Here is a 25,314-nt window from a genome sequence, read left to right as displayed (position 1 = left end):
CAACTGTTGATAGGTTCAGAAGAAGCGGTGAATATTTATTCACCGCTTCTTTCTTTTTAAAACAATGCTCTTACACTTGCCCTGCCGGTATGAATGGCTTTTGCCTCACCGGGTTTCCTTCCCTCATACTGAAAATTTATTTCCATATTGTTGGAGAGGCGGCGGGTGAGATCAAGGTTCCATAAAAAATTACGCCCGGGTAACAATGCATCCAGCATAATAAAAGCAACCGTAGTATTGGTTGCGCCGTTAAACTTGATATTGCTGAACTGAAATTTTCCATTAATAGTGCTGCTCGACAAAACATTGTACCGCATTTCAGTAATAATGGAATTGATCGTTGCTTTTTCTTTTAATCCCTGCTGGTTTTGTTTCTCTTCAAACTTATAGTTGAGTGAAACCCTGTACTTGGTTCCGTTCTGATAACTGAGTGAGGGTTCTGTCATCCATTGCTTCAGATCGAAATTCCTGTTTCCAAACTTGGGTGTTTCCAATTGATTGCTGATTGACTTTACTGTTACAACAGCAGCAAAATGTTTATTCAGGTTCCAGCGAAAACGTGACGATAGATCCCTGAGTGTTCTTGTTTCCAGGCCGTAGGTTAAAATGGAACGGTTCACATTCTGAATATGCGTTAAATCAAACCCCCACACACTGCTGGTGCGGTTAAAGAAAAAGGTATTGGTGATGATTGAATTTAAAGAGATGAGACTTGTATCAGCCGCTGGTTTTGAAAATGGATTTAAGTTGATATTCTTCTGTGAGATCTCTTTCTTGAAGATTTGCATACTTGATTGTAAAGAAACTCTTGTGAGAAATTTCTTTACACCCTTTGCTTTGTTGATATCAATTAATGCTCTCGGATTTAAATTCATGCTGTAGTTAAACTGATTGTAGTTGGCACGGATGAAATCAAGTGTTGGTGTAAACACACGGATATATCTTGCCTGGTCCTGGTACAGGGCCACTTCAAATTCATTGATTTGCGGAATACCATCAGCATTATAATCATTCCACACATACTCCCCCTGACCGGCTGGTACTTCAAGAAAAGAATAATCCCGGCGTTGCTCCTGTCCGCTTCCTACTTCATACAATACATTACCTGTCATCATTCCCTTCCATTCATTCACAAAATATTCAGCACGGCCCAGTACGGTTCGTTCAGCTTTTTGCCCCGTCAACTGTGAATTGAAAACTTTTAGTTCTCTGATTGTTGCATTCAAACGAAACTGGTGATGTTCATTATTCATCAATTCAACGTAGCCGTTATAGTTAAAGCTTCTGTCAACCTGCTCTAAGTTTTTTCCTAATGGTAATTTGTCTCTGCGTGTAAAGAAATTTACACCCCATTTATTAGCAGCTTCTTTTGAACGGAGAAACAGGGTCCATGTATCCCACATAAACGTAAGACCGCCCAGTGAATCTGTTCTGCGGTTCCGGATCTCACTATGTTCAAGATAATATTGCCCGCCGATTTCCATTTGATCGAGTTTATCTAAACGCTTTTTTAGATCAACAGTCGGACGGAGAAAGAAACCTTTGTTACTGCCACTGTCGGTTGTTGCATAATTCACCGATCCATTCCATGTCCATCCTTTCTGTGCAAATGAATGCTGCACCACATTCTTCAACCCTGTAAATAAACTTCCACGCTGGTAACTCTGAATGGCATAACTGAACTTATGTTCTCTTCCACGGTTTAATTCTAACCCTGCATTAATGATCTGTTCTTTTTCCTGCTGCAGAAAAATGGGCAGGCCCCACTCTCTTGTAAATTCAACAGGACGCAAACGTTCCAGTGCACGGAAACGATCCTGCACAAATTCATATCCACCCGTTACTTTATACTCAAGAGGTTTCTTCGGATTGCCTTTGAATTGATTGTTGTATTGAAAGAGCATTCTTCCTGCAATACCATCATCATTGCTTTTATCTTTCCCTGAGAAGGTATTTACATCGAGCCGGCTGATGGCCAGTTCTGATTTCAAAAGAAGATGTTTATTTACCTGGTAATCGCCTCCCACAGTGATCATCTGCTGGGTTCTTGGTGCAATTAAACGAACGGCAGGAACAAATCTTCCCTTCCTGATTCCATTTTCAGGTGCAACCCATTTAAAGGTTCTTCCATTGGCGCCTGATACTTCCTGCACATAATCACCATTGCCTTCACCCACATCAATAAATCCTGCACTAAATACCTGTGGCTGATCAGTTGTGGTATACACAAGAACAGAATCATACGTAATACTGTTCACAACAGAATCCACCATGCGGTAAACAATCCGATTGACTGCAAACGTATCTTTCGATATAGATGGATACAAAGCTGTTTCCACTTTATCACCCACATCAAATAAAAATTGTTTTTGTTCTGTACTCAGCACCTGGTTCACAGATGTGTTTTTTGAATCAGAATTGGAAAAAGCATTCACACGGACAGTAAACTTTTCATTCACCTTTAATTCATTGCCAACTATAAATTGTGAGTTGAGAAAATTTCTGTCGGCATATTCAAACTCCACCTGTATACGACGATCTTTTGTAATCATGCGTCTTGGAGTAAACGTAATTTCAGCCGTATTATAATTGATAACATAATCCTGGTCCTCACCACGCTGCATCAGTTCTCCATCAATAAAAACACGTTCCGTTCCTGCAAGAACGATAAAAAACAATTCACCGTTTGGTCCCTGCAAACGGTATGGTCCCTGGTTTCCTTCCAGTCCCTGGAACACATGCCGGTTAAACTTCCCCTTTGCAATTGCTCCTGTTACCAACGATGAATTCTTTCCATTCTTAAACACATTACTTTCGTTCTGAAAAGAAATTCCCTGCATGCGTTTAAAGAAACTGAGAAAATAAGAATCGTTTCTTCTTACATCAATATCTCCAAGATTCAGCTGCCATCCTTTTTTCTTCAGTTGAATCCATACACGGTCGAATTCATTTAACTGCTGTGTATTGCCTTCGGCCTGTATGGGAATATTATTATCGGTTAAGGCAGCAGAAAGCATCATACTGTCGCCAATCATTCCATTGATCTGCAGGTTCAGCACTCCGTTCACTACTGCATCCTGGTTATTGCCAAAAGATATTCCCCCGGCCAAAGCTTCCGTTATAATTCACATTGCCAAAATCAAACATGCCTTTGCCATTGCCTTCGTTATCAATGGTCATGGGTTTGGTCATGAAATTGTTTTTGATATCATCAAACTTCATCCGGTTTACCTGCGCATTCAGTTTATACGGAAACACCCTGTAAGTAATGCTGATTGAATCAAGTGATGATGGTGCATTGATCCAGAAGAGTTGTGCATTCACCGCATCAATCCTGTAATCCTGTTTAGTTAAGCCAGCAATAAACACTGAATTGGGAACAATACTCAACGAATCAATCTTAACCGGGCTCTTCTTGGTGCTGATCTTTTTTGTACGGAGATTGGATAATGAGGGAGTTTGCTGCGCATGTGCCAGCAGGGAAGAAAGCAAAACAACTATTAAAAGGATGCAATTTCTGATAAGACAGTGGTTTTCAGGATAAGAATGTGTAAAAATAGAATTTATTGTGTGAGAAAGCGGTTTCAGTCAGATTAACCCTGAGTTTCAAGTCAGGCAGCTAAAAGCATGGCTGTTGATTTCAGCTACGGAACAATCAAGGCTAAAGCCAAATCCTTTTTATACTGTTGCCCCGACTTGAAAGTCGGGGTTATAAATTCAGTCCTCAATGTTACAATTCGTTCTGTACAGCACTCATCAAATTCAGAATAACCCTGACTTTTAAGTCAGGGATGTAATAATTGAAGTTAACGGCTTTAGGCATGACTTTCAAGTCCAAATCTTGCCTATTCATGATTCTAACTTCACTGTATTCTATTTCAGGTTCCGTTCAATCCGGAGATCAGGGATAAACCAGATCATGGCAAAATAATATAGCAGGCATATCCAAACCAGGGATGAATAAAGATGCTTAAAAGAATGCCTGTCATGTAGAAGAGCAGGGAAATAAAACCTTTCGCATCATTCCCTATTGATTTTGCCAGTACAGAATCCTTCCCTTCCACTTTCACTAATGCACGAACGAGGAATGTATAAGCGATTGCGGCCATAAACAACACAACACCATACAGTGCAACAGGAAATGCTTTCATCTGCTGTTCTCCTATCCATCCGGTTACAAAAGGTACAAGCGACAGCCAGAAAAGCAAGTGCATATTATGCCACAACACATTTCCTTTAATCTGTTTTACCGATTGAAATAAATGATGATGATTGTTCCAGTAAATACCGATATAAATAAAACTGAGCACATAACTGACCAATGTATGCAGCAGGGGCTTTAGTGCTTCAAATGTATATCCTTCCGGAATCTTCAGTTCCAATACCATAATGGTGATGATGATGGCGAGTACTCCATCGCTGAAAGCTTCTAATCTTCCTTTAGTCATAGTTATTATTTCAAATTGAAAATAATGATTTTTTCTGCGAAACTAACTTCTCTTTCATCTCTTCTTTCTCACCCTAGGCGAGTTTACACTTCTGTTTTCCAGCATTGGATATGAAGTTAATTCTTAGCTTCGTAATACACAACGTCCCGAGGCGGAGACGTTGTTGGGAAAGAATGGCAAGCAGTCAAATATTAAACGATAACTTTAAATATGATTATTAATAGCAAATATATTTACAAACCCTTCTGTCGCCCCGGGGTCTGGCTTGTCAAATCTCAATACCCGGGAAGCCGCCTCTGCCGACCCCGGGATTTCACCAGTTACATTACTTCTTCAATCCTCAGCAATTTACTGTATCCGCTTTTACCATCCTTATAAAATGCCTCACTTGAATGTTCATATTGTAAGGAATCTGCTGCCAGCATCCATTTGCCACTTATTGGATTATGATGTATATAATCCAGCTTCTGATAAATAAAATCTGTTGATACACATTGTTTGGCATCAAAACTGTCTTCAAACACTTTATGCAATTGTCCTTTTTACGTTCCCTGTCTTTTACAACTTCGGCTAATTGAGTTAGCATGGCTTCATCATTAACAGCCATCAACCGTTTGATGATTTCATAGGCCATAAAACGTTTTCCGTTACCAATAATGGTATTTAATGATGTTGGCATTTGCAGAAAGTACAGCAGTGCATGTACATGATTAGGCATAAAAACATAGCCTGCGATGCGGATGTTTTGCGTATACAGATAATCAAACCATTTGTAAACAGTATCGTAGGCATTGGTGAGTTGAAACAGAGGAAGCCAGTTATAACAGGTGAAGGTTATAAAGTAAATGCTGTTAGGTTATTGTTCATGTTGTGAGCGGACAGGCATAGATAAAAATACTAAATCATCTGCAGGGTTTTAACTCCCGGGGTCGGAGGCCAGACCCCGGGCTGACGTGACTTCATTCCTAATTCCGGTAAAGCGACTACACAGTTTAGTGAAGCAAAAAAATCAAGACATAAAAAAACCTCCTTAAAGGAGGTTTGTATTTGAGAGTACTCTTTTCCTATTTGCTTGCTGTAAGACTTGCCAATGCATAATCAGCATTCAGTCTTGCAATGTTGGTGATCGAAATTTCTTTCGGACAAACTGCTTCGCATGCACCGGTATTTGTACAGGCACCAAAACCTTCTTTGTCCATTTGTGCCACCATATTCAACACCCTTGTATTACGCTCAGGATGCCCCTGTGGTAATTGATTGAGGTGAGCCGCTTTTGCACTTACAAACAGCATAGCTGAAGAATTTTTACAGGCAGCTACGCATGCTCCGCAACCAATACAGGATGCAGCAGCAAAGGAAGCATCTGCTTTTGCTTTGTCAATCGGCAACGAGTTTGCATCAACAGCGTTACCGGTATTTACACTGATGAAACCACCAGCCTGGATAATACGGTCAAATGCTGAACGGTCAACCATCAGATCCTTAATCACCGGAAATGCATTGGCTCTCCATGGTTCAATGACAATGGTTTCACCATCATTGAAAGCACGCATGTGTAATTGGCAAACAGTATTTGCTTCCCATGGTCCGTGCGGACGGCCATTGATAAACAAACTGCACATACCGCAAATACCCTCACGGCAGTCATGATCAAAGGCAATGGGGTCTTTACTTTCTACGATCAGCTTTTCATTCAGCACATCCAGCATTTCAAGGAAACTCATTTCCTGTGAAATATCCGTTGCGTCGTAGGTTTCAAATCCACCTTTCTCTTTGCCATTCTTCTGACGCCAAACTTTCAGTTTTAAATTGATATTCTTATGTTCCATATTAACCCCTATCCCAAACGAGGGATTTTAAGTTAATAATTATTTATAAAGAACTTTCTTATTAAGTCGTATGCCTTACTCCCCTTTAGGCCTGCCCGACAACCGGCGGGGGCTGGGGCATTATTTGTAAGAACGTTGACTTGGTTTCACCACATCATAAACCAGATCTTCTTTGTGCAGTTCCCAGTTATGTTCACTTTTCATTTCCCAACTGGCAACATACATAAACTGATCATCATGACGTAATGCTTCACCTTCTTCTGTCTGGTGTTCTTCACGGAAGTGGCCACCACAGCTTTCTTCACGGTTCAGGGCATCAATACACATCAGCTCGCCCAGTTCACTAAAGTCGACCACACGGTTTGCCTTATCCAGTTCAGGATTCATTTCATTGATTTCACCGGGAATACGCACATCACTCCAGAAGTCCTGTTTTAACTGCTGAATTTCTTTGATCGCCTGTTTGAGTCCTTCAGCATTACGGGCCATACCGCATTTATCCCACATGATCTTTCCCAACTGCTTATGGAAACTTTCTACTGTTCTTTTTCCTTTAATGCCCATGAGCATATGAATGCGGTCACGAACCTTGCTTTCTGCATCAGCAAAAGCAGGATGATCAGTTGGGATAGACTTGGTTCTGATTTCATCAGCCAGGTAGTTACCAATGGTATAAGGAATTACAAAATATCCATCAGCTAATCCCTGCATCAAAGCGCTTGCTCCAAGGCGGTTTGCACCATGATCGCTGAAGTTGGCTTCACCTAAACAATATAAACCGGGAATATTTGTCATCAGTTCATAATCAACCCATAAGCCACCCATTGTATAGTGCACAGCAGGATAAATTCTCATCGGTACTTCGTATGGATTTTCACCTGTGATCTTTTCATACATGTCAAACAGGTTACCATATTTTTCCTTCACTACTTCCTTACCCATTTTGGTAATGGTATCAGCATCAGCTTCAATAGCTCTTTTACCTGCTTCAATTTTTCCATAACGCTGAATAGCTGCAGCAAAGTCAAGAAACACGGCCTGCTTACTTGTACCAACACCATAACCTGCATCACAACGTTCTTTCGCTGCACGGCTTGCTACGTCACGGGGAACGAGGTTACCAAATGCAGGATATCTTCTTTCTAAGTAATAATCTCTTTCTTCTTCAGGAATATCAATTGACTTTCTTGTATCAGCCAGTTTCTTTGGTACCCAGATGCGGCCATCATTACGTAATGATTCACTCATCAACGTCAGCTTACTCTGGTGATCACCACTTACAGGAATACAGGTTGGATGAATTTGTGTAAAACATGGGTTGCTGAAATAAGCACCTTTCCGATGTGCCTTCCAGATGGCGGTCGTATTACTGCCCATTGCATTGGTCGACAGATAGAATACGTTTCCGTAACCACCTGTGCATAATAAAACCGCATGACCGAAATGGCGTTCAAGTTCACCTGTAACTAAATTACGTGCAATGATTCCACGGGCTTTGCCATCTATCATTACAACTTCCAGCATTTCATGGCGTGAATACTGGGTTACAGTACCCAATGCCACCTGGCGTTCTAATGCCTGGTAAGCTCCTATTAATAACTGCTGACCAGTTTGCCCGGCAGCATAAAATGTACGTTGTACCTGTGTACCGCCAAATGAACGGTTACTGAGCAAGCCACCATATTCTCTTGCAAAAGGAACACCCTGTGCCACACACTGGTCAATAATGCTTGAACTTACTTCTGCCAAACGGTGAACGTTGCCTTCTCTTGCACGGTAGTCTCCACCTTTAATGGTATCATAAAACAAACGGTAAGTTGAGTCACCATCGTTCTGATAATTCTTGGCAGCATTAATACCACCCTGTGCTGCAATAGAGTGAGCACGGCGTGGACTGTCCTGGAAGCAGAATGTTTTTACTTTATAACCCAGCTCACCTAACGAAGCTGCAGCTGATGCACCGGCCAAACCGGTTCCGATCACAATAATTTCAAGACTGCGTTTGTTGGAAGGGTTTACCAGTTTACAGGTAGACTTGTATGTATTCCATTTGGAATCTAACGGTCCTGCAGGGATTTTTGAATTCAACATAATTCAATTTGAAAATTTGAAAGTGTGCAAATTTGATAATGAAACCTGCACTATTCGAAATTATAAATACAATTTTTGTTTATTAACTGTTGTTTATCGATTATGCTTTTGTTGCCACGCTCGCTTGTACAACATCAACAATATTCAACACATCGTACTTCGTACCTCTTACCTCTTACATTTCCTTACTCAACCCACTTTAGATACACGGCAATTGGCATCAATGCAAACAGTACACTTACTACAACTGAAAATCCAATACCGATTGTATTCAGTAATAATAAATAACGGTTATTGCTTACACCAACAGTGCGGAAGGCACTCTGAAAACCATGCATTAAATGCCAGCATAAAGAAATACATCCCAGCACATATACAATTACCACCCACAATTCACTGAAGGTTGTTTTCATTAAGCCAAACATATCATGCATCAGTACTCCATTGTATTCAACCGGTATATCCAGACCTGCTTCTGTAAAACGTGCAGGTACCCAGAAATGACTGAAGTGTAAAACAAGGAATAACAAAATCAAAGTACCCAGCAAACCCATACTGCGGCTGTACCATTTACTGCCGGTGGTCATTGGTGTATCGTAACCAATACTCCTGCTCTTGCGGTTCTGCGCCACAAGCATAAAACCCTGAACAATGTGCAGCAGAATTCCTGCCATCAAACCAATTTCCAGAATGCGGATCAACACCATTGAAGCCATGAAATGTGCTCCTTTGTTGAACATCTGGCCATTATCCTCGGGGTTAAACAAATCTGCAAATATGCAGGCATTGAGACTTACATGTACAATTAAAAAACTAATCAGGAATAAGCCGGTAAGACCCATTACTAATTTTTTCCGATAGAAGAAGTAAACATCTGCTTAAACGTCATAACAAATAGTTTTGTGAGAGCCGCTGCAAATTTAGGGTATGATCGAACAAAAAGTTCAATCAAAACAGATTATTAAACGAAAAGCTGCCCGAAAGCAGCTCCACGTAAAAAAATAATTATCTACCTATGATTACTATCAGCCGGTTAAAATCTGAATCCCAATGTTAAACCACCACGAATACCTGCCCATGGTCCGCTTAGATTAACGGTTGCTCCATTGGCATTTACCGTTGATGTGATTGTTCCAACAGGCAGAGATATATCATCAAGTGTTTGTTTAATATTATCCTGCTCTTCTAAAGTTAACGGAGTACTTGAGGTGCCGGTGAATAATCCTTTATTGGTACCGTAATGAACACCCAGAATCCACCAATCAAGTGTTATAGCTTTACCCAGGAACCACTGTGATCCAAACAGCAAACCGCCATTATTTGTTTTAATATCACCTTTTAATAACATCGTACTGGATTGATCATTGGAATTGGTATAATCAACAGGTAATTCATCCGATTTGAAACTGGAAAAACGGTAATACGGTGCAATATAAAAGCCTCTTCCATATCCCTTCTTACCTAAATAAAAGCGGACTTCCGGTGTAATAGAAAAACTGCTCATTTTGAAATTATTGATGGAGTTTATTGCATCCGGGTCGGTTATATCAGCAATACTGATAAGTCTGTCTTTATAAGGTATTCCTGAATTAGGCATAAACCCGGAACCTAAAGCAATAGAAAAATGCTTTGAAACAATCCTTTCATACTGGAAACTGAAGTTCTTTATGAACAGTGCTGGAAGAATATTCACCTTCACAATATTCATTTTCCGTTTTTCTGTGTCGCCTTTTGAAGAACTCTTGCCTTCTTTATCAAGCGAAGATTGTGCATAGCTGAATGCAGATAAAAGCATGCAGAAACTGAATGAAGTAATAGCAGATTTTGGGTTCATACTTGTATATTTTGTACTAAAGTATACTTCGTTCGGGTGAATAAAGAAATCATCAGCATTTATTTACAAAAAATACCCACTTCTACGTAGGAAAAATTATACGGGAAGGCGGAGATTGAGTTCTCCATCAATTTTTTTAAACAGGTGATAGGGCTTGTAAATACGCCAGTTATCCAGCTGCATTAATTCGAGGTAACGGTTCAGTTTTAATTTTTTGAAATCATGCTGGGTTTGCTCAGGCATATTCAGGATAATGGTCCAGCCATTTTCATCGGCACAGTTTTCATACCATTCTTCATAGTAATCTTTATCACTGCTGTGAAAGTTGAGTACATTTTCAGCAATCAGGATAAACTTGTAAATACCTTCTTTCATTAACTTGTCAATCACTTCACGCTTCAGTTCCATGATATCATTTTCAATGGCATCATTCCACTCACCCAGCAGTTCAATAATCGCATACTGTTCAGTATAGTCAACCATCAGCAGCTTCAGGTAAAGTGTGCGGCTGCCAAACTCATCCCATTGCGGATGGATATAAAAATTATAAACTGTCTGTGAAAACTCAAACTCAGAGTACTCTCTTCCAAAGAAAGGAGAACGCTCATCTTCTTCACTTACGTAAATGTGGCGCCAATTGTAGAAAGGTTCAATATCATGCATAAGAAAAAAGCCAGCCAACGGATGGTTGTGCAAATTTCAAGATTGAACTGTAGAAATAAAAAATAAAATTTAACCGGTAACCCCTATTCTCAGTTGTTTTTCTCCTCTTCAAAAAAACCAAGGGAAGAAAGAACAATACAGGGTGCTGTGTAATTCAGTAAAGAGCCTTTGAGAATATCAGTTAAATCTGCCTTACTCATGCAATAAGCCTCTTTGTTTAAGGAAAGTTTAAATGAATTGATTTTGTGAGAGGCAAAACGGGCAGTTTGAGCAGTGTAGTCATCTTCCAGACAGAACTGTTCGGCGATATAGGCCTTGTCATCAAAGAATAGATTACTCATGGATATTGGTTTGAATTACAAATATAACGCCAGAAAATTATAATAATTATGACGGTAGACAACTTTTTGCCTACTGCTGGGCAGCTTCCATGGCCAATTGCTCTGCGGTAACGGTTGATTCAGTCACCATCATTTGTACATCATTCACCTCTTCAAATACCTGCCCGTCTTCGTAACCTACAGAAACATAAACAGATAGAGTTTGTTTTGCAATTCCTTTGAAGGTTCCTTTCATGGGAGTACAATCGTTGAAATTTCTGCCTGCCGCCAGTTTTACATGGTGTGTTGTTGCCCACACATTATTGGTTGGGTCAATACCCGTCCACCCAAGTTTTGGAATCCATGCTTCTACCCAGGCGTGGGTTGCACCTTCGCCCCTCATTCCATTTTTTATTCGGACAGATATATCCGCTTACATACCTGGAAGGAATTCCCATTGTACGCAGCAACTGCAAAAGCACATGTGCAAAATCCTGACAAACACCACTGCGGTGTTCCAGTATTTCATCAACCGTTGTTTCAATAGTGGTGATGCCCTTGATGTATTTGAATTCGTTGAATATATAGCCTGAACATGCTTCCACTATCTGCATGATGGTTTTTTCTTTGTGTTGAAAGGAATCAATGATTTCCTGCAGAGCTGCATTTACTTTAACCTCATCGGGCCTGGTTAATTCGAGCAGATAAAAATTTTCCTGCACATTTTCTGCCAATTCATCCCAATTACTGTCTACCAGCGTTATGAAATCCTGTCCCGTTGTTCGCACAATCATCCGGCTGTCAATTGTCAGCTCCCTGTGTGATTGCAGTAAGCTGAAATCGGCACATCTGTTGCCCCAGTAATCAATAAAAAAAAACAGTTCGGGCTCGGTAGTACTATTCACTTCATGCTTTAATATTTCCTGCATCTCAGAAGCAATTGGATAAATCCTGATCTGGTTCACACTCTCTTTTACCGGGCGGTTGTAACTGTATTTTGTAACGTGTTGTATTTTAAAAACAGGCATTGTGGTTACTTACTAAGCGTACGAGAAAAATTGTTGACCTAACATATGTGAAAATTTCAGCAGGTCTTGTTTAGTTTCCTGTAGAAAGCGCTGTAAAGTAATTTGTTTAATGGAGCTTTCATCAGCATATTTTACACGGCTGTAAATACGGCCAAATTCACGGTAAAGCATATCTTTTTCAGGTGGATCATTTTCTTCGAGGATATCTTTTAAATATTTCTCTAAGCGTGCAAGTGAATACATCACTGAACGTGGAAAATGAGAATTAAAAACAGCCTGGTTTAATACATTACTGTTGATATCACTGCTTCTGTAATTCTTTAAATGCAATTCATAACCGGATAAGGAAAGTAACAGGTTTCTCCAGAAAAGAATATCCTTATTGTCATCCAGATCAAAGTTTACCTGCTCATAATGTTTGCAGGTAATATCAGCTGTTAACACACCTCTTTCAATAAAACGGCCAATGCTCATAAAATTCCAGCCCATTCCACGGGGCATGGTTGTATCGGTAACACCCACATAGGTTAAGCAGGATTTTAATAATTGATCCAGTGTTGACAATGCATCGGCACCTGCCAGTTTCTTTTCAAGCCCGGGGTGATTAACGGTATGATAAATAAGATTCACTTCTTCCCAAACTTCTTTTGTAATATGATCCTGCATACCCCTTGCATTCTCCCTTGCTTTATTAATTAAACTCCGGAGTGAATTAATGTTTTTTTGATTGGTAACAATAAATTGCAGGGTTTCTGCTGTGTTGTATTCCAACAGTTTTATCTCTTCTTCTTTCAACGTAGTGAACATTTCCAGCACAGGTTTCCAGGAGTGAACACCATAGGGTCCTTTATCAAACGATAGTACATAGTTTGTATACAGTACACGCAGTAAACCTTCAGCCCGTTCCATATAACGGTTTAACCAAAACATTGAATCGGCAATTCTACTTAGCATAAATATAAATGAGGCCCCCTTCCGACTTCCCCCAAAGGGTGAAGCCATCAAAGCACAGCCCAAGCTTTTTTAAGTTAATAATATATTTCAAACAGATTTTTTTTAAAGCACATTGTAATAACAACTATCTGCTAAAGACTGACGACTAATGGCTTTCTAGTCTATCACCCAAGTATCCTTACTTCCACCACCCTGCGATGAATTTACAACAATAGAACCTTCTCTAAGGGCAACCCTTGTTAATCCACCGGGAACAATCTTCACTCCATCCGGTCCGCATAAAGCATAAGGGCGCAGATCAACATGACGAGGTTTAAACTGTCCATCAATAAAACAGGGAACAGTTGACAGTTGAATAATAGGCTGGGCAATAAATTCTCTTGGTGTTTTTAAAATCTCTTCTTTAAACTTGTTGATTTCTTCATCACTTGCTTTATTACCCATCAGCATTCCATAACCGCCACTCTGGTTGGTTCGCTTCACTACCATCTTATGCATATTCTCAAACGTATATTTCCGTTCATCTTCATTACTCATCTGGTACGTTGGAACATTTGGAAGGATAGGTTCTTCGTTGAGATAATATTTGATCATATCGGGAACATAAGCATACACCGCTTTATCATCTGCCACTCCATTGCCTACTGCATTTGCTAAAGCAACTGTTCCTTTTCTGTATGCACCCATAATACCGGGTACACCCAGAACACTGTCAGGACGGAATATCAACGGATCGATGAATTCATCATCAATACGCCGATAGATCACATCTACCTGCTGCAAACCACTGGTTGTTTTCATAAACACTTTGTGATTGTCAATCACCAGATCTTTTCCTTCCACCAGTTCAACACCCATCTGCCGTGCAAGGAATGTATGTTCATAATACGCAGAGTTGTAAATACCAGGTGTTAAAATAACAACAGTTAGGCTGGATATTTGCCTTGGCGACAACGCCATTAAATTCTGATGCAGCAGCAGTGGATAATTATTCACCATCCGAACATTTGCACTCGATAATAAATCAGGGAATAAGCGTTTGGTTACTTCCCTGTTCTCCAGCATATAAGAAACACCGGAAGGAGTACGCAGGTTATCTTCCAGAATATAAAAAGTTCCATCCTGTCCCCGAATCAAATCAATCCCTGATATATGTACATAGATATCATGCGGAACTTTAATACCCGATACTTCACGCAGGTAATGCGGACAGGATGTAATCAGTTCACCGGGAACAATTTTGTCTTTGATGATTTGCTGTTCATTGTAAATGTCTTTGAGAAAAAGGTTCAACGCCTTTAACCGTTGTTCAATTCCTTTCTCCACATGATCCCATTCTGCTGCGGTAATAATGCGGGGAAGAATATCAAACGGAAAAATCCTTTCAATACCGGCATCATCGCTGTACACAGTGAAAGTGATACCCTGGTTCATGAATAATTCGCCAGCCAGTTTATCTTTCAGGTGCAGTTCCTCAATATTGTGGTTGAGGATGGTTTCGACCAGTTTTTGATAAGGTACACGTACCCCATCAGCGTTCTGCATTTCGTCAAATAATGCAGAGCTGGTCTGGTAGTTTTGTATCAGGGCTTCGCTGTTCATATTAGATTTAAGTGTTATTAAAGCAAAAAGAGTTGTTACGCACAGTATTATTATGTACGGCAAACAACTCTCGTTCTAAAAATAAGGAAAAAGAAGCTATGAAGATTAAATTAACAGTACAGAGTTTAAAAAAAATACATATTTAATTTAATACCATACTTTGATGCTAATAGCGGAAATGTGCTGACTGAAATGCCTGCCTATAAAATTGACTTTAAATATTCTTTGAGCTGATTATATGATACATCAACCACAGTTGATTTCTTTGGCAACTCAATAATCTCTTTCACAGCTTCAGGCAATTCAATTGTTTGATTTAATACAGGCTCCACCACATCATAAAACTTAACCGGGTGTGCTGTTTCAAGAAACATTCCTTTCAGTGCAGGATGTTCATGGAGATATCTTTCCAGTGCGAGGTAACCAACGGCACCATGCGGATCAAGAACATAACCCGTTTCATCAAACACACGTTTCATGGTTGTTCTTGTTTCATCATCACTGATACTTACACTGCTCAATTTTTCTTTTAGTTGCGGGAATTGGTGATGGAATAATTCAAGAACACGAATAAAATTGCTTGGGCTTCCAACATCCATTGCATTGGAAATAGTAGCTATTGCAGGAAGAGGCTGATAATTTTCTGTCTGCATAAATCTTGTCACCACATCATTGGCATTGCAGGCGGCAATAAAATGTTTTACCGGCAGTCCGCTGATATGCGCCAGTATTCCTGCGCAGATATTGCCGAAGTTGCCGCTGGGTACAGAAATAACCGGAGCTTGATCTTTTCTTTCCATTGTTTATAGGCAAAGAAATAATAGAACTGTTGCGGCAGCCATCTTGCAATGTTGATGGAATTAGCTGAGGTAAGAAATAATTCCTTGGTAAGTTCTTCATCTGCAAAAGCCTGTTTCACCAGTTGCTGACAATCATCAAAGGTTCCGTTTACTTCCAGGGCATGAATATTTTTTCCGAGAGTTGTTAATTGCTTCTCCTGTACACTGCTCACTTTACCACTTGGGTAAAGAATTACCACCTCTACCCCATCCACATTATAAAAACCATTGGCAACGGCACCACCTGTATCTCCACTTGTAGCAACAAGGACAATGATCTTTCCAGTCTGGCCGCTTGGAGCGGCCTGACCGCTATTCACAAAATATCCCAGACAACGACTCATAAATCTTGCGCCAACATCTTTAAAGGCAAGCGTTGGTCCGTGAAATAATTCTAAGGATGAAATTCTTTCATTCACCTTCACCAACGGAATAGAAAAGTTTACAGTTTCTGAAACAATACGATAGAGTTCCTCTTCAGTAATTTCTGTTCCGATATAGGGTTGAATAACCCGAAAAGCAATTTCTTCATTGCTGATGGATTCAATATTTGCAATCAGTTCTTTATCTACATGCGGAATTGTTTCAGGAAAATACAATCCTTTATCCGGTGCCTGTCCAAGTATAGTTGCCTCTTTGAATGAAGCAATAGGAGACTGTTTATTTAAACTGTAGTATTTAAATTTGGAAAATATTTAAAGTTTATATTCCCCGTCAGAGGCTTTTAGCCCTGACGGCGGATGATAGAAAAGCCATTTGAACCGCCGTCAGGGTTTGCAACCGCTGACGGGGTGCTTCTTATTTCTTAACACTTTCTTCTTACATCATTTCACCACTTCCACACCACTCTTATTAATCGTTGTAACGTATGTTTTATACTCAATGCCAAGTCTTGTGAATATTTCCTGCATAATCAGTTCCACTTTCTTTGCAGTTGCTTCTTCTTTACTCAGCATAAAAATGGATGGACCGCTTCCTGAAATACCACCACCCAATGCGCCTGCTTCTTTGCTCTTGATTTTAATTTCATCAAAGCCCGGAATTAAAATACTGCGTACAGGTTCAATGATCACATCCTCGAGGCTTCTGCCAATTAAATCTGTATCGCCTTTTTCAAAACCGGCAACAAGTCCTGCAATATTTCCCCATTGCTTGATGGCATCTTTCAGTAATACTTCTTTGCGGAGAATTTGTCTTGCATCACTGGTCTTTACTTCAATTTGCGGATGAACAACGGTTACAAACAATGCCGGTGAATTCAATTGCACAATATCCAACGGATGAATGGAACGGATAAGCGTTACACCACCTGTAATGCAGGGAGTAATATTGTCAGCATGCTTAACACCACTTGCCAGTTTTTCTCCAAACATGGCAAACTGTACAAGATCATCAGTTGAAAAAACATTTCCCAATAACTCATTGGCAGCAACAGCTGCACCTGCAGCACTGGCTGCACTGGAACCTAAACCACTTCCCGGTTTGATATGCTTTTCAATCTCCACTTCAAAACCAAACTGGTTGCCCATTTTTTCCATGATCTCCAGTAACACAACACCGGCTACATTTTTTTCCGGTTCTGTTGGAAGATTGTATAAATCCTTATTGATGATAATGATCTTTGGTTCATCAATCAATTTCAGTTTCATGATATCATAAGGCTCGGTTAATGCCATGCCAAGGATATCAAAACCACAAACAAGATTGGCCACAGTTGCCGGGCATTTAACAGAAACAAAGCGGCCCCCTCTAACTCCCCCAGGGGGGGAGGATTGAGAACCCTCCTTAGTTTTTAATTCGTTTATATTTTCTTCGCTCATGTAAATATTTTAAAGTATCAGAAAAATCAGGGTCTTAAACAAGTCCCCCTTTGGGGGATTTAGGGGGCGGTTCTCATGATATCTGCAAACACACCACTTGCTGTTACTTCAGCACCGGCACCGGCACCTTTTACAACCATTGGTTGTTCTTTATATCTATCTGTATAAAATAAAACCACATTATCTTTCCCATACAAATGATACAGATCATGCTGCGGTGGAATATGCTGTAAACCAACTGATGCAACACCGTTATTATAACTGGCTACAAATTTCAGTTTGCAATTGTCTGCTTTTGCTTTTTCAAAGATGGAATTGAAATGTGCTTCTTCTTTTTCATAGCTTCATAAAATCGGCTACTGATCCTTTCATACAACTATCTGGTAAGAACCCATTGCATGCAATCTGATCCATTTCCATTTGCTCGCCTGCTTCCCTTGCAAGAATCAAAATCTTGCGCATTACATCTGTACCGCTGAGATCCAAACGTGGATCAGGTTCAGTGTAACCTTCATCCTGTGCCTGTTTTACCACATCAGCAAATGGTTTTGTTCCATCATAATTATTAAACACAAAATTGAGTGTACCACTCAATACTGCTTCCATGCGATGAATGGTATCACCACTTCGCATGAGATCATTCAATGTTCCAATAATGGGCAAACCTGCACCAACATTTGTTTCAAACAAAAAAGGTGCATTATATTCAGCAGAAAGATGTTTGAGCTTTTTATAATTGCTGAGCTTTGATGAGGCAGCTACTTTATTACATGCAACAACAGCAATACTTTTTTCCAGTACGGATGCATATACATCAGCAATGACTGCATTGGCAGTAATGTCTACAAAAACAGAGTTACGTAAATTTTTATGCAGAATAGCATCAACAAATTGTTCGAGATTGGCTGCTTCGCCATTCTGCAATAACTCTTCCCATTTATTCAGATCAATTCCATTTTCATTGATGAGCATTTTTCTGCTGTTACTCAGCCCGGCAATATTTACCTGCAAACGCAGATGCTCTTCGAGGAATGATTGCTGCTGTTTTAACTGTGCCAGTAATTTCTTACCCACATTACCTGTACCAACAATATATAAGTTAACCTGCTTCTTTGTTGTTTCAAAAAACTCTTCATGCAAAACGTTTACAGCTTTGCGTACATCTTCAGTTGCAACCACTGCTGAGATATTCCTTTCGGTTGATCCCTGTGCAATAGCACGAATATTAATCCCGTTTCTTCCCAATGCAGAAAACATTCGTCCGCTGATACCTGTGTGATGACGCATCTGATCACCCACCAATGCAACAATCGACAAATCTTTTTCAAGCTGCAATGGTTCAACTTTACTTGTAGCTATTTCATATTCAAAAGTGCGGTCAACAATTTCTTTCGCTTTACCTGCAAGTGATACATCTACACCAACACAAATGGAATGTTCAGATGAACCCTGTGTAATAAGGATCACATTGATCTGCGCATTGGCCAGTGCAGCAAACAAACGGCTGCTGAAACCGGGAATACCGATCATACCACTTCCTTCAAGACTCAGTAATGCTAATGAATTGATACTTGAAATACCGGTAATAATATTTTCAGGTTCTGGTTTGTGTTCGATCACTGTTCCATGATCTGCTGCAGCAAATGTATTCTTGATCCATACCGGAATATTTTTATTCAGTACGGGTTGAATGGTTGGAGGATAGATCACTTTTGCGCCAAAGTGTGAAAGTTCCATTGCTTCCTGGTAAGAAATGGAAGGGATGATTTTTGCATTGGGCACCCAGCGTGGATCAGCAGTCATCATACCGCTTACGTCTGTCCATATTTCTAATGCAGTTGCATCAACAGCAGCAGCAAGAATAGATGCCGTATAATCAGAACCGCCACGGCCAAGTGTTGTTGTAACATTGTTTGCATCACTGGCAATAAAACCGGGAACAACAATTAATTGCTGTGAACTGCTTTTTAGAAAAGTACTTACCTGCACATTGGTAACAGCAAAATCAACAACAGCATTGCTGTAGTTGGAATTTGTACGGATCAATTCTCTTGCATCTTTCCATAAAGAATCAGTGCCGTTTACATTAAAGGCTGCGTTGATGATTGTAGAAGAAAGTAATTCACCATAACTCACCAGCTTATCTTTTGTGCGTGATGAGGATTCTCCCAAAAGGAAAATACCATTACAGATATCTTCAATTTCATTACAGTATCGTTTCACCATACTCAGCACACTGCTTTGCTGCTGAACGGGAATTAATGCTTTTACCGTATCAAGATGCCGGCTTTCGATTTGTTTCAGTAAATCTTTATAAGATTCATCCGTTGCAGAAGCTTTTGTTCCGCAGTTGAGAAGAAGATCGGTTGTACCACTCATGGCACTCACCACAACAAGAACGGGAGAATCTTTCAGTTTTTGTTTAACGATGTCAGCAACCTGTTTAATTGCATCCGCACTTCCCATTGAAGTACCACCAAATTTTAAAACCAGCATATAAATTGAGATAAACGTTTAGTAAAAAGAAGACTTTTCAGTTGAACAGCAGCAATTGCCCGTGGGTTAATATGAAAGTATACAATCCGCTTAGCGGATCGTAGTGGTTGTAGTTGTTGTGTCAGCAGACACAAACGAAGAATGATATGTAGGAACAACCTGTTTCATGAGTGCACAAGATAAATACGATGCTTCATACAACAAGCGTTAGTCAGAAATTATTATTTTCCCAATGCGGTTAAAGCCTTCTTTACACTTCCGTGAGAAAGTAAGAGATCCTTGGCTTTATCATAATCGGTAAGTCCGCTTCTCAACATCAGCATTTTTGCTCCACGATCAACTAATTTTTCATTGCTGAGCTGCATATTCACCATGCGGTTATCTTCCACCCTTCCCAGTTGAATCATAACTGAAGTGGAAATCATATTCAGCACCAGCTTTTGCGCTGTACCACTTTTCATTCTTGTACTGCCGGTTACAAACTCAGGGCCAACAACTACTTCAATGGGAAAATCTGCAGCTGCACTAACCGGTGAATTGGGATTACAACTGATGCTGCCCGTTATAATATTGTTCTTACGGCACTCTTCCAATGCTGCGATTACATAAGGAGTTGTACCACTTGCAGCAATTCCCACCACCACATCTTTATCAGTCACATTATGCTCTTTCAAATCTTTCCATCCCTCTTCCCTGCTGTCTTCTGCAAATTCAACTGCATTGGTAATGGCTTTTTCGCCACCTGCAATAATGCCGATCACCAAACCATAAGGCACTCCGTAAGTGGGCGGGCATTCACTTGCATCCAGTATACCCAAACGGCCGCTTGTTCCTGCACCAATGTAAAATAATCTTCCACCCATCAGCATTTTGTCTGTAATGGTTGAAACCAACGGTTCAATCTGCTGAATGGCCATTTCAACTGCTGCTGGTACAAGACTGTCTTCCAGATTGATATTCTGCAGCAACTCAGCTACACTCATCTGATCTAAATGACGATAGTTTGATTCCTGCTCTGTTATCCGTATAAATTGATCTGACATCTTTTGTTATTTGCTGTGATATTCAATTAAGCCGGGCATGGGATTCTTCAAAACCCGGCCCAACTGTAATTCATAAGTTTGACATAAACTTTTCAATACATCTCTGAATGCATAAGCTACACCGCCTGTAAAATGAATCGGGTATAACCAGCTTTCCCGGTATTTGTAAAGATGTGCAAAGAAAAACTCATTTAACGAATCTTCAATGATATTTTCTATCATATAATGTCCACGGTTCTCACTGAGGAAAAGTGCAAAAGATGCAATATAGCGGTTAGCCAGCGGCATTCGGTATACATGATTCAGAATTTCAGACCTGTCGGTTTTATACCGGGCCTGGAACTTTGCCATTAATTCTTCATCAAACGTATTGTAAAGAAAATGCTGAATTACTTTTCTGCCAAGAAAGGCACCACTGCCTTCATCGCCAAGGATATATCCAATTCCGGGGCTGTTTTTTGCAATCCGTTTGCCGTTATAATAACAGCAAAATGATCCTGTACCAAGATTGACGACCATCCCTTTCTCATCGGCACAAAGTCCTTTTGCTGCAGACATGATGTCATTATCAACATTAACTTTTTTAGCTGTTGAAAAGACCTCTTTCAATGCATTACGGACATTTTTTACATTCTGGGGATTATTACAGCCTGTTCCGTAAAAGTAGATTTCTGTAATGCTTTCTTTTTTCAGTTTCGGCTTCAGCTCCTTCTGGAGCATCTTCACAATTTCCTCTGTGGTCATTAAGTAGGGGCTGATGCCCTGTGTAAACAATGTTTTCTTTTTCTTCCCTTTTAATAAACACCATTCTGCTTTAGTGGCCCCGCTGTCTGCTATTAGTTTAATGGAACTCATACCGTTATCAGGTTTATCTTGCCTTTGCTGTAAATTATTGAAATTGCAGCAAAAGCGACAAGGCAATATGCTTTATTTTCATGAGATTTGCAGCACTTTTTATAAGAACCCATTTGCATGACTCAAAAGAAAGTTCAAGTTTGGCTACCCGTTCTATTGTCCGTATGTCTCATGATCGGGATGTTTTTCGGTTATAAACTCAAAGATAACATGGGACCTTACGGTCCGTCCTTTTTTGGAAAATCCCGGCAAACATCCATCCAGGAAATTCTCGAACTGGTAAAACAGAAATATGTTGATACAGTAAATGTTGACTCTTTGGGTCAGTTTGCTATCCAAGATGTACTGAATCAACTCGATCCACATTCAATTTATCTTCCGCCACAACAGCTTCAGTTAGTAAATGAAGATATGCAGGGTAATTTCCAGGGAGTTGGAATTGAGTTTGGAGTGCTCGATGATACGGTACATGTAATGAACATTCTGGCCAAAGGCCCGGCTGATAAAGCAGGAATACAGATTGGTGACCAGATCATCAGCGCCAATGATTCGATTGTATCAGGCAAAAAGAGAAAAGAAGATGCCATTCGTAAATTTTTCCGTGGGCCGAAAGGAACTGAAGTAAAAGTAAAACTCCTGCGAAGCGGACAGCAAAAGGAAATCACTATACAAAGAGGCATTATTCCAATTAAGAGTGTTGATGCCGCTTATATGATTGAGCCGGAAATTGCTTACATCCGTCTGAATAAATTTTCCAGTACTACTTATGAAGAGTTTATGGAAAATCTTGAGCGGCTGCAAAAAGAAGGCATGAAAAAACTCATTCTTGACTTACGTGGAAATGGTGGAGGTATGCTGGATGATGCGGTACAGATTGCCGATGAGTTTATTGATGGCGAAAAAGAAATCGTTTATACTGAAGGGAAATCTTATCCCCGTCAGAATTATAATGCCCGTCGCCCTGGCTTGTTTGAAAAAGGAAAGCTGATTTTATTGATTGATGAAGGATCAGCTTCTGCAAGTGAAGTGCTGGCAGGTGCTTTACAGGATTGGGACAGGGCAACAATCATGGGTCGGCGTTCATTTGGAAAAGGGCTGGTGCAGGAACAGTTCAGTTTGAGTGATGGCAGTGCTATCCGCTTAACGGTTTCCCGTTACTACACTCCTATTGGCCGCAGTATTCAAAAGCCATATGTGCATGGCGATAATTCAATTTATAAAAATGAAGTAACAGAACGTTTATCAAACGGTGAATTATTTCATGGCGATTCCGCTGCACACAATGGAAAGAAGTATAAAACCAAAGGCGGCAGACCGGTTTTTGGCAGTGGTGGAATTTCTCCTGATATCTATGTAGCAGTTGATTCTTCTGAATTTCTGCCGAAAGAAAATAAACAGCAGATGAGGGAAATCATTGGTGATGCAGCTTACTATTATTTTCTCAGCAACAGAGCCAATCTGCAGAAAATAAAAACCGCTGCCGAATTACAGCAATCTGTATCTGCTGATGCAGCGAGCTGGATGTTTCTGAAAACAAAAGCTATTAAAGACAGCATCAACCTTGATACCTTGCCAGCAAAACAACAGCAGGTCATTCAGCATTATTTTGCTATTATGCTTGGTCGGCAGCTCTGGCGCAGCGAAGGATATGTAAAAATGAAAAACCTTTCTGATCCGTTGATCACAAAAGCACTGGAAGAAATCAGGAAATAAACGGATTAACTAAATAAAAAGAGAAGGCAACAGTAACTGTTGCCTTCTCTTTTTGTGATAAGGTTCATTCATTGGTCAGAAAAAAGTTATTCTTTATCCAGCGTTTGCTTTTTCTCGATCCAGTAGGATGCAATTAAACCCAATCCGCCGCAAATACCAATCAGGGAGAAATACATCACCGGGTTTTCATCATCAATATGCAACACATAAGTATGCATAATGTAAGCGAGGAACAAACCAAGTCCGGCACCAACCAGCAACAAACCCCATTTCAGGTTGCGGTATGGTGCAGGTCTGCTGACAAATTCTTTTGGGTTTATTCCTTTTTCAATCATTGCCATGTTCTCCCGGTTTCTTAAATAAAATAGACCGAACAACAAGACAAAAGCGGCAATAAATACTATGGCAATAAAAAATTCTGGCATAATTCGGTTTTTAAAAGTTTTTAAATTGTGTTCAGCATCTATGACAACGGCAGAAACAAACAGGTTACACCCTTCCTTTAATTTTTTAAAAAATTGCCCGAATACAGATTTCTTTCCATCTTTATACAAGTATTGTAACCTGCTCCAAACAGGCAGCGTCTAAACCCTTAGTTATGCAGGCTGCTCCATCGGATAGAGAAATTATAACCCGTGTATTACAGGGTGAACAAAGGGCTTACGAGGTACTGGTTACCCGTTACCAGTCTTTTGTTTTTTCTGTTGCCCTGCGCTATACAAAGAATAGAGAAGATGCGGAAGAATTGGCACAGAATGCTTTTATAAAAGCCTATCGTTGTTTGAATGATTACAGGGGCGATGCTAAATTCAGCACATGGTTGTATACCATTGTAAGTTCTTTATGCCTCACCTTCCTGCGGAAAAAGAAATTACCGGTACATTCTATAGATCAGGATGGGGTGTTTGAACTTGCCGATTCAATGGATTCCGGCATGCGGGCAAATATTGCAGAAGAGAAATCGAAGGTGAAACTGGTAAATGAAGCCATAGCTTTACTGAACCCTGACGATGCAAAAGTGCTGACCTTATTTTATAAAGCTGATCAAAGCCTGGAAGAGATTGGTTTGATCATGGGAATTGAACCCAATAATGCCAAAGTAAAGCTGCACAGGGCCAGGCAAAGGCTCAAGGAGAAGATGCAGCAATATTTTGCAGTGGAAGTGGAAGAATATATTCAATCTTAAAAGCTAATTTTATGCAGATGCAGCAAATGGAAGAACAAATCTGGAACTATATTGATGGCACAGCCAGTCAAAAAGAGGTTTCCTTTATTGAAAGTATGATCGCTGCAGATATGGAGTGGCAGAAAAAATACAGGGAACTGCTTGAAATAAACCAATTGTTGAAAACAGACATGGAACTGGAACAGCCTTCATTACGTTTCAGTAAAAATGTGATGGAGCAAATCAGCTCACTGCAACCTGCCCGTGCTACAGTTCAGTACATCAACAAAAATATCATTCGTGGCATCGCTGCTTTTTTTATTCTCACCATTTCCGGACTGCTTATATATGGTTTTTCACAGATGAGTTGGGCTTCAACTGCCAGCTCTTCTCCCCTGCCATTTGAATTAAATAACCTGAATCTTGACAGGTTTGATTTCAGCAAACTAATGAGCAGCACATGGATCAATGTTGTACTGATGGTGAATGTTGTTTTAGGGTTACTGTTACTGGACAGCTATCTGAGACGGAAGAAAAAAACCTCAGCTCACAACAGTGTATCACATTAACGGAAAGCTAACTCCATCATTCAATTTCTCCCGTTACAAATCGTA

At 40.1% G+C, this 25,314-nt stretch carries 18 protein-coding genes and 4 pseudogenes; 3 read left to right on the top strand and 19 right to left on the bottom strand.

Going from position 1 to position 25,314, the window contains the following annotated elements; genetic code table 11:
• Window positions 1-56: 56 nt before the first annotated feature.
• The 18 genes and pseudogenes from IPK31_16840 to IPK31_16755 all read right to left on the bottom strand — a co-directional run bounded on the left by IPK31_16840 (window position 57) and on the right by IPK31_16755 (window position 21,822).
• Window positions 57-3,110, bottom strand: coding sequence for a hypothetical protein (locus IPK31_16840; protein MBK8089457.1), 3,054 nt, complete (start codon window positions 3,108-3,110; stop codon window positions 57-59).
• On the bottom strand, window positions 3,082-3,492 hold the full coding sequence (locus tag IPK31_16835; protein MBK8089456.1) for a hypothetical protein: 411 nt from the start codon (window positions 3,490-3,492) through the stop codon (window positions 3,082-3,084). Before IPK31_16835 ends, IPK31_16840 begins: the two co-directional genes overlap by 29 nt.
• Window positions 3,493-3,873: 381 nt before the next feature.
• A pseudogene (locus IPK31_16830) lies at window positions 3,874-4,448 on the bottom strand (DUF1211 domain-containing protein).
• Between the two features lie 320 nt (window positions 4,449-4,768).
• Window positions 4,769-4,981: a hypothetical protein gene (locus tag IPK31_16825; GenBank protein ID MBK8089455.1), complete on the bottom strand. Its 213-nt coding sequence runs from the start codon at window positions 4,979-4,981 to the stop codon at window positions 4,769-4,771.
• Between the two features lie 531 nt (window positions 4,982-5,512).
• Entirely contained in the window at window positions 5,513-6,277 is a 765-nt protein-coding gene (locus IPK31_16820; protein MBK8089454.1) for a succinate dehydrogenase/fumarate reductase iron-sulfur subunit, read from the bottom strand.
• A gap of 120 nt (window positions 6,278-6,397) precedes the next feature.
• Window positions 6,398-8,368 carry a fumarate reductase/succinate dehydrogenase flavoprotein subunit gene (locus IPK31_16815; protein ID MBK8089453.1) on the bottom strand — a complete coding sequence of 657 codons (1,971 nt, stop codon included), beginning with the start codon at window positions 8,366-8,368 and terminating at the stop codon, window positions 6,398-6,400.
• 185 nt (window positions 8,369-8,553) lie between these two features.
• On the bottom strand, window positions 8,554-9,210 hold the full coding sequence (locus IPK31_16810) for a succinate dehydrogenase (protein ID MBK8089452.1): 657 nt from the start codon (window positions 9,208-9,210) through the stop codon (window positions 8,554-8,556).
• 191 nt (window positions 9,211-9,401) lie between these two features.
• A complete protein-coding gene (locus tag IPK31_16805) occupies window positions 9,402-10,202 on the bottom strand; it encodes a DUF3575 domain-containing protein (protein MBK8089451.1) in 801 nt (266 codons plus the stop codon).
• Between the two features lie 96 nt (window positions 10,203-10,298).
• Complete coding sequence (locus IPK31_16800; protein MBK8089450.1) at window positions 10,299-10,865, bottom strand: hypothetical protein; 567 nt, start codon at window positions 10,863-10,865, stop codon at window positions 10,299-10,301.
• Window positions 10,866-10,954: 89 nt separating this feature from the next.
• Complete coding sequence (locus IPK31_16795) at window positions 10,955-11,206, bottom strand: hypothetical protein (GenBank protein ID MBK8089449.1); 252 nt, start codon at window positions 11,204-11,206, stop codon at window positions 10,955-10,957.
• Window positions 11,207-11,276: 70 nt separating this feature from the next.
• Window positions 11,277-12,213: pseudogene (locus IPK31_16790) on the bottom strand (transglutaminase family protein).
• A 12-nt stretch (window positions 12,214-12,225) separates the two neighbouring features.
• Window positions 12,226-13,143 (bottom strand): alpha-E domain-containing protein, encoded by a 918-nt coding sequence (locus IPK31_16785; protein MBK8089448.1) that lies wholly within the window; start codon window positions 13,141-13,143, stop codon window positions 12,226-12,228.
• A 180-nt stretch (window positions 13,144-13,323) separates the two neighbouring features.
• Window positions 13,324-14,769: a circularly permuted type 2 ATP-grasp protein gene (locus IPK31_16780; protein MBK8089447.1), complete on the bottom strand. Its 1,446-nt coding sequence runs from the start codon at window positions 14,767-14,769 to the stop codon at window positions 13,324-13,326.
• 200 nt (window positions 14,770-14,969) lie between these two features.
• Window positions 14,970-16,303: pseudogene (gene thrC / locus IPK31_16775) on the bottom strand (threonine synthase).
• A gap of 129 nt (window positions 16,304-16,432) precedes the next feature.
• Entirely contained in the window at window positions 16,433-17,428 is a 996-nt protein-coding gene (locus IPK31_16770) for a homoserine kinase (protein MBK8089446.1), read from the bottom strand.
• Between the two features lie 59 nt (window positions 17,429-17,487).
• A pseudogene (thrA, locus tag IPK31_16765) lies at window positions 17,488-19,924 on the bottom strand (bifunctional aspartate kinase/homoserine dehydrogenase I).
• A 221-nt stretch (window positions 19,925-20,145) separates the two neighbouring features.
• Entirely contained in the window at window positions 20,146-20,967 is an 822-nt protein-coding gene (gene murQ / locus IPK31_16760; protein MBK8089445.1) for an N-acetylmuramic acid 6-phosphate etherase, read from the bottom strand.
• 6 nt (window positions 20,968-20,973) lie between these two features.
• A complete protein-coding gene (locus IPK31_16755) occupies window positions 20,974-21,822 on the bottom strand; it encodes an N-acetylglucosamine kinase (protein MBK8089444.1) in 849 nt (282 codons plus the stop codon).
• A 210-nt stretch (window positions 21,823-22,032) separates the two neighbouring features.
• Between IPK31_16755 and IPK31_16750 the strand changes: the two genes are divergently transcribed.
• Window positions 22,033-23,535 carry a S41 family peptidase gene (locus tag IPK31_16750; protein ID MBK8089443.1) on the top strand — a complete coding sequence of 501 codons (1,503 nt, stop codon included), beginning with the start codon at window positions 22,033-22,035 and terminating at the stop codon, window positions 23,533-23,535.
• Between the two features lie 86 nt (window positions 23,536-23,621).
• Here the strand turns inward: IPK31_16750 and IPK31_16745 are convergent, their stop codons facing one another.
• Entirely contained in the window at window positions 23,622-23,960 is a 339-nt protein-coding gene (locus IPK31_16745) for a hypothetical protein (protein MBK8089442.1), read from the bottom strand.
• 173 nt (window positions 23,961-24,133) lie between these two features.
• Between IPK31_16745 and IPK31_16740 the strand changes: the two genes are divergently transcribed.
• Together IPK31_16740 and IPK31_16735 are read left to right on the top strand one after the other, a co-directional pair.
• Window positions 24,134-24,721: a sigma-70 family RNA polymerase sigma factor gene (locus tag IPK31_16740; protein ID MBK8089441.1), complete on the top strand. Its 588-nt coding sequence runs from the start codon at window positions 24,134-24,136 to the stop codon at window positions 24,719-24,721.
• A gap of 11 nt (window positions 24,722-24,732) precedes the next feature.
• On the top strand, window positions 24,733-25,269 hold the full coding sequence (locus tag IPK31_16735; GenBank protein ID MBK8089440.1) for a hypothetical protein: 537 nt from the start codon (window positions 24,733-24,735) through the stop codon (window positions 25,267-25,269).
• Window positions 25,270-25,314 lie beyond the last annotated feature (45 nt).

Source organism: Chitinophagaceae bacterium (genome assembly GCA_016713085.1).
Classification (GTDB): Bacteria; Bacteroidota; Bacteroidia; order Chitinophagales; family Chitinophagaceae; genus Lacibacter.
The sequence above is the reverse complement of the archived record's forward strand: the minus strand, read 5'-3'. Positions and strand labels throughout refer to the sequence as shown.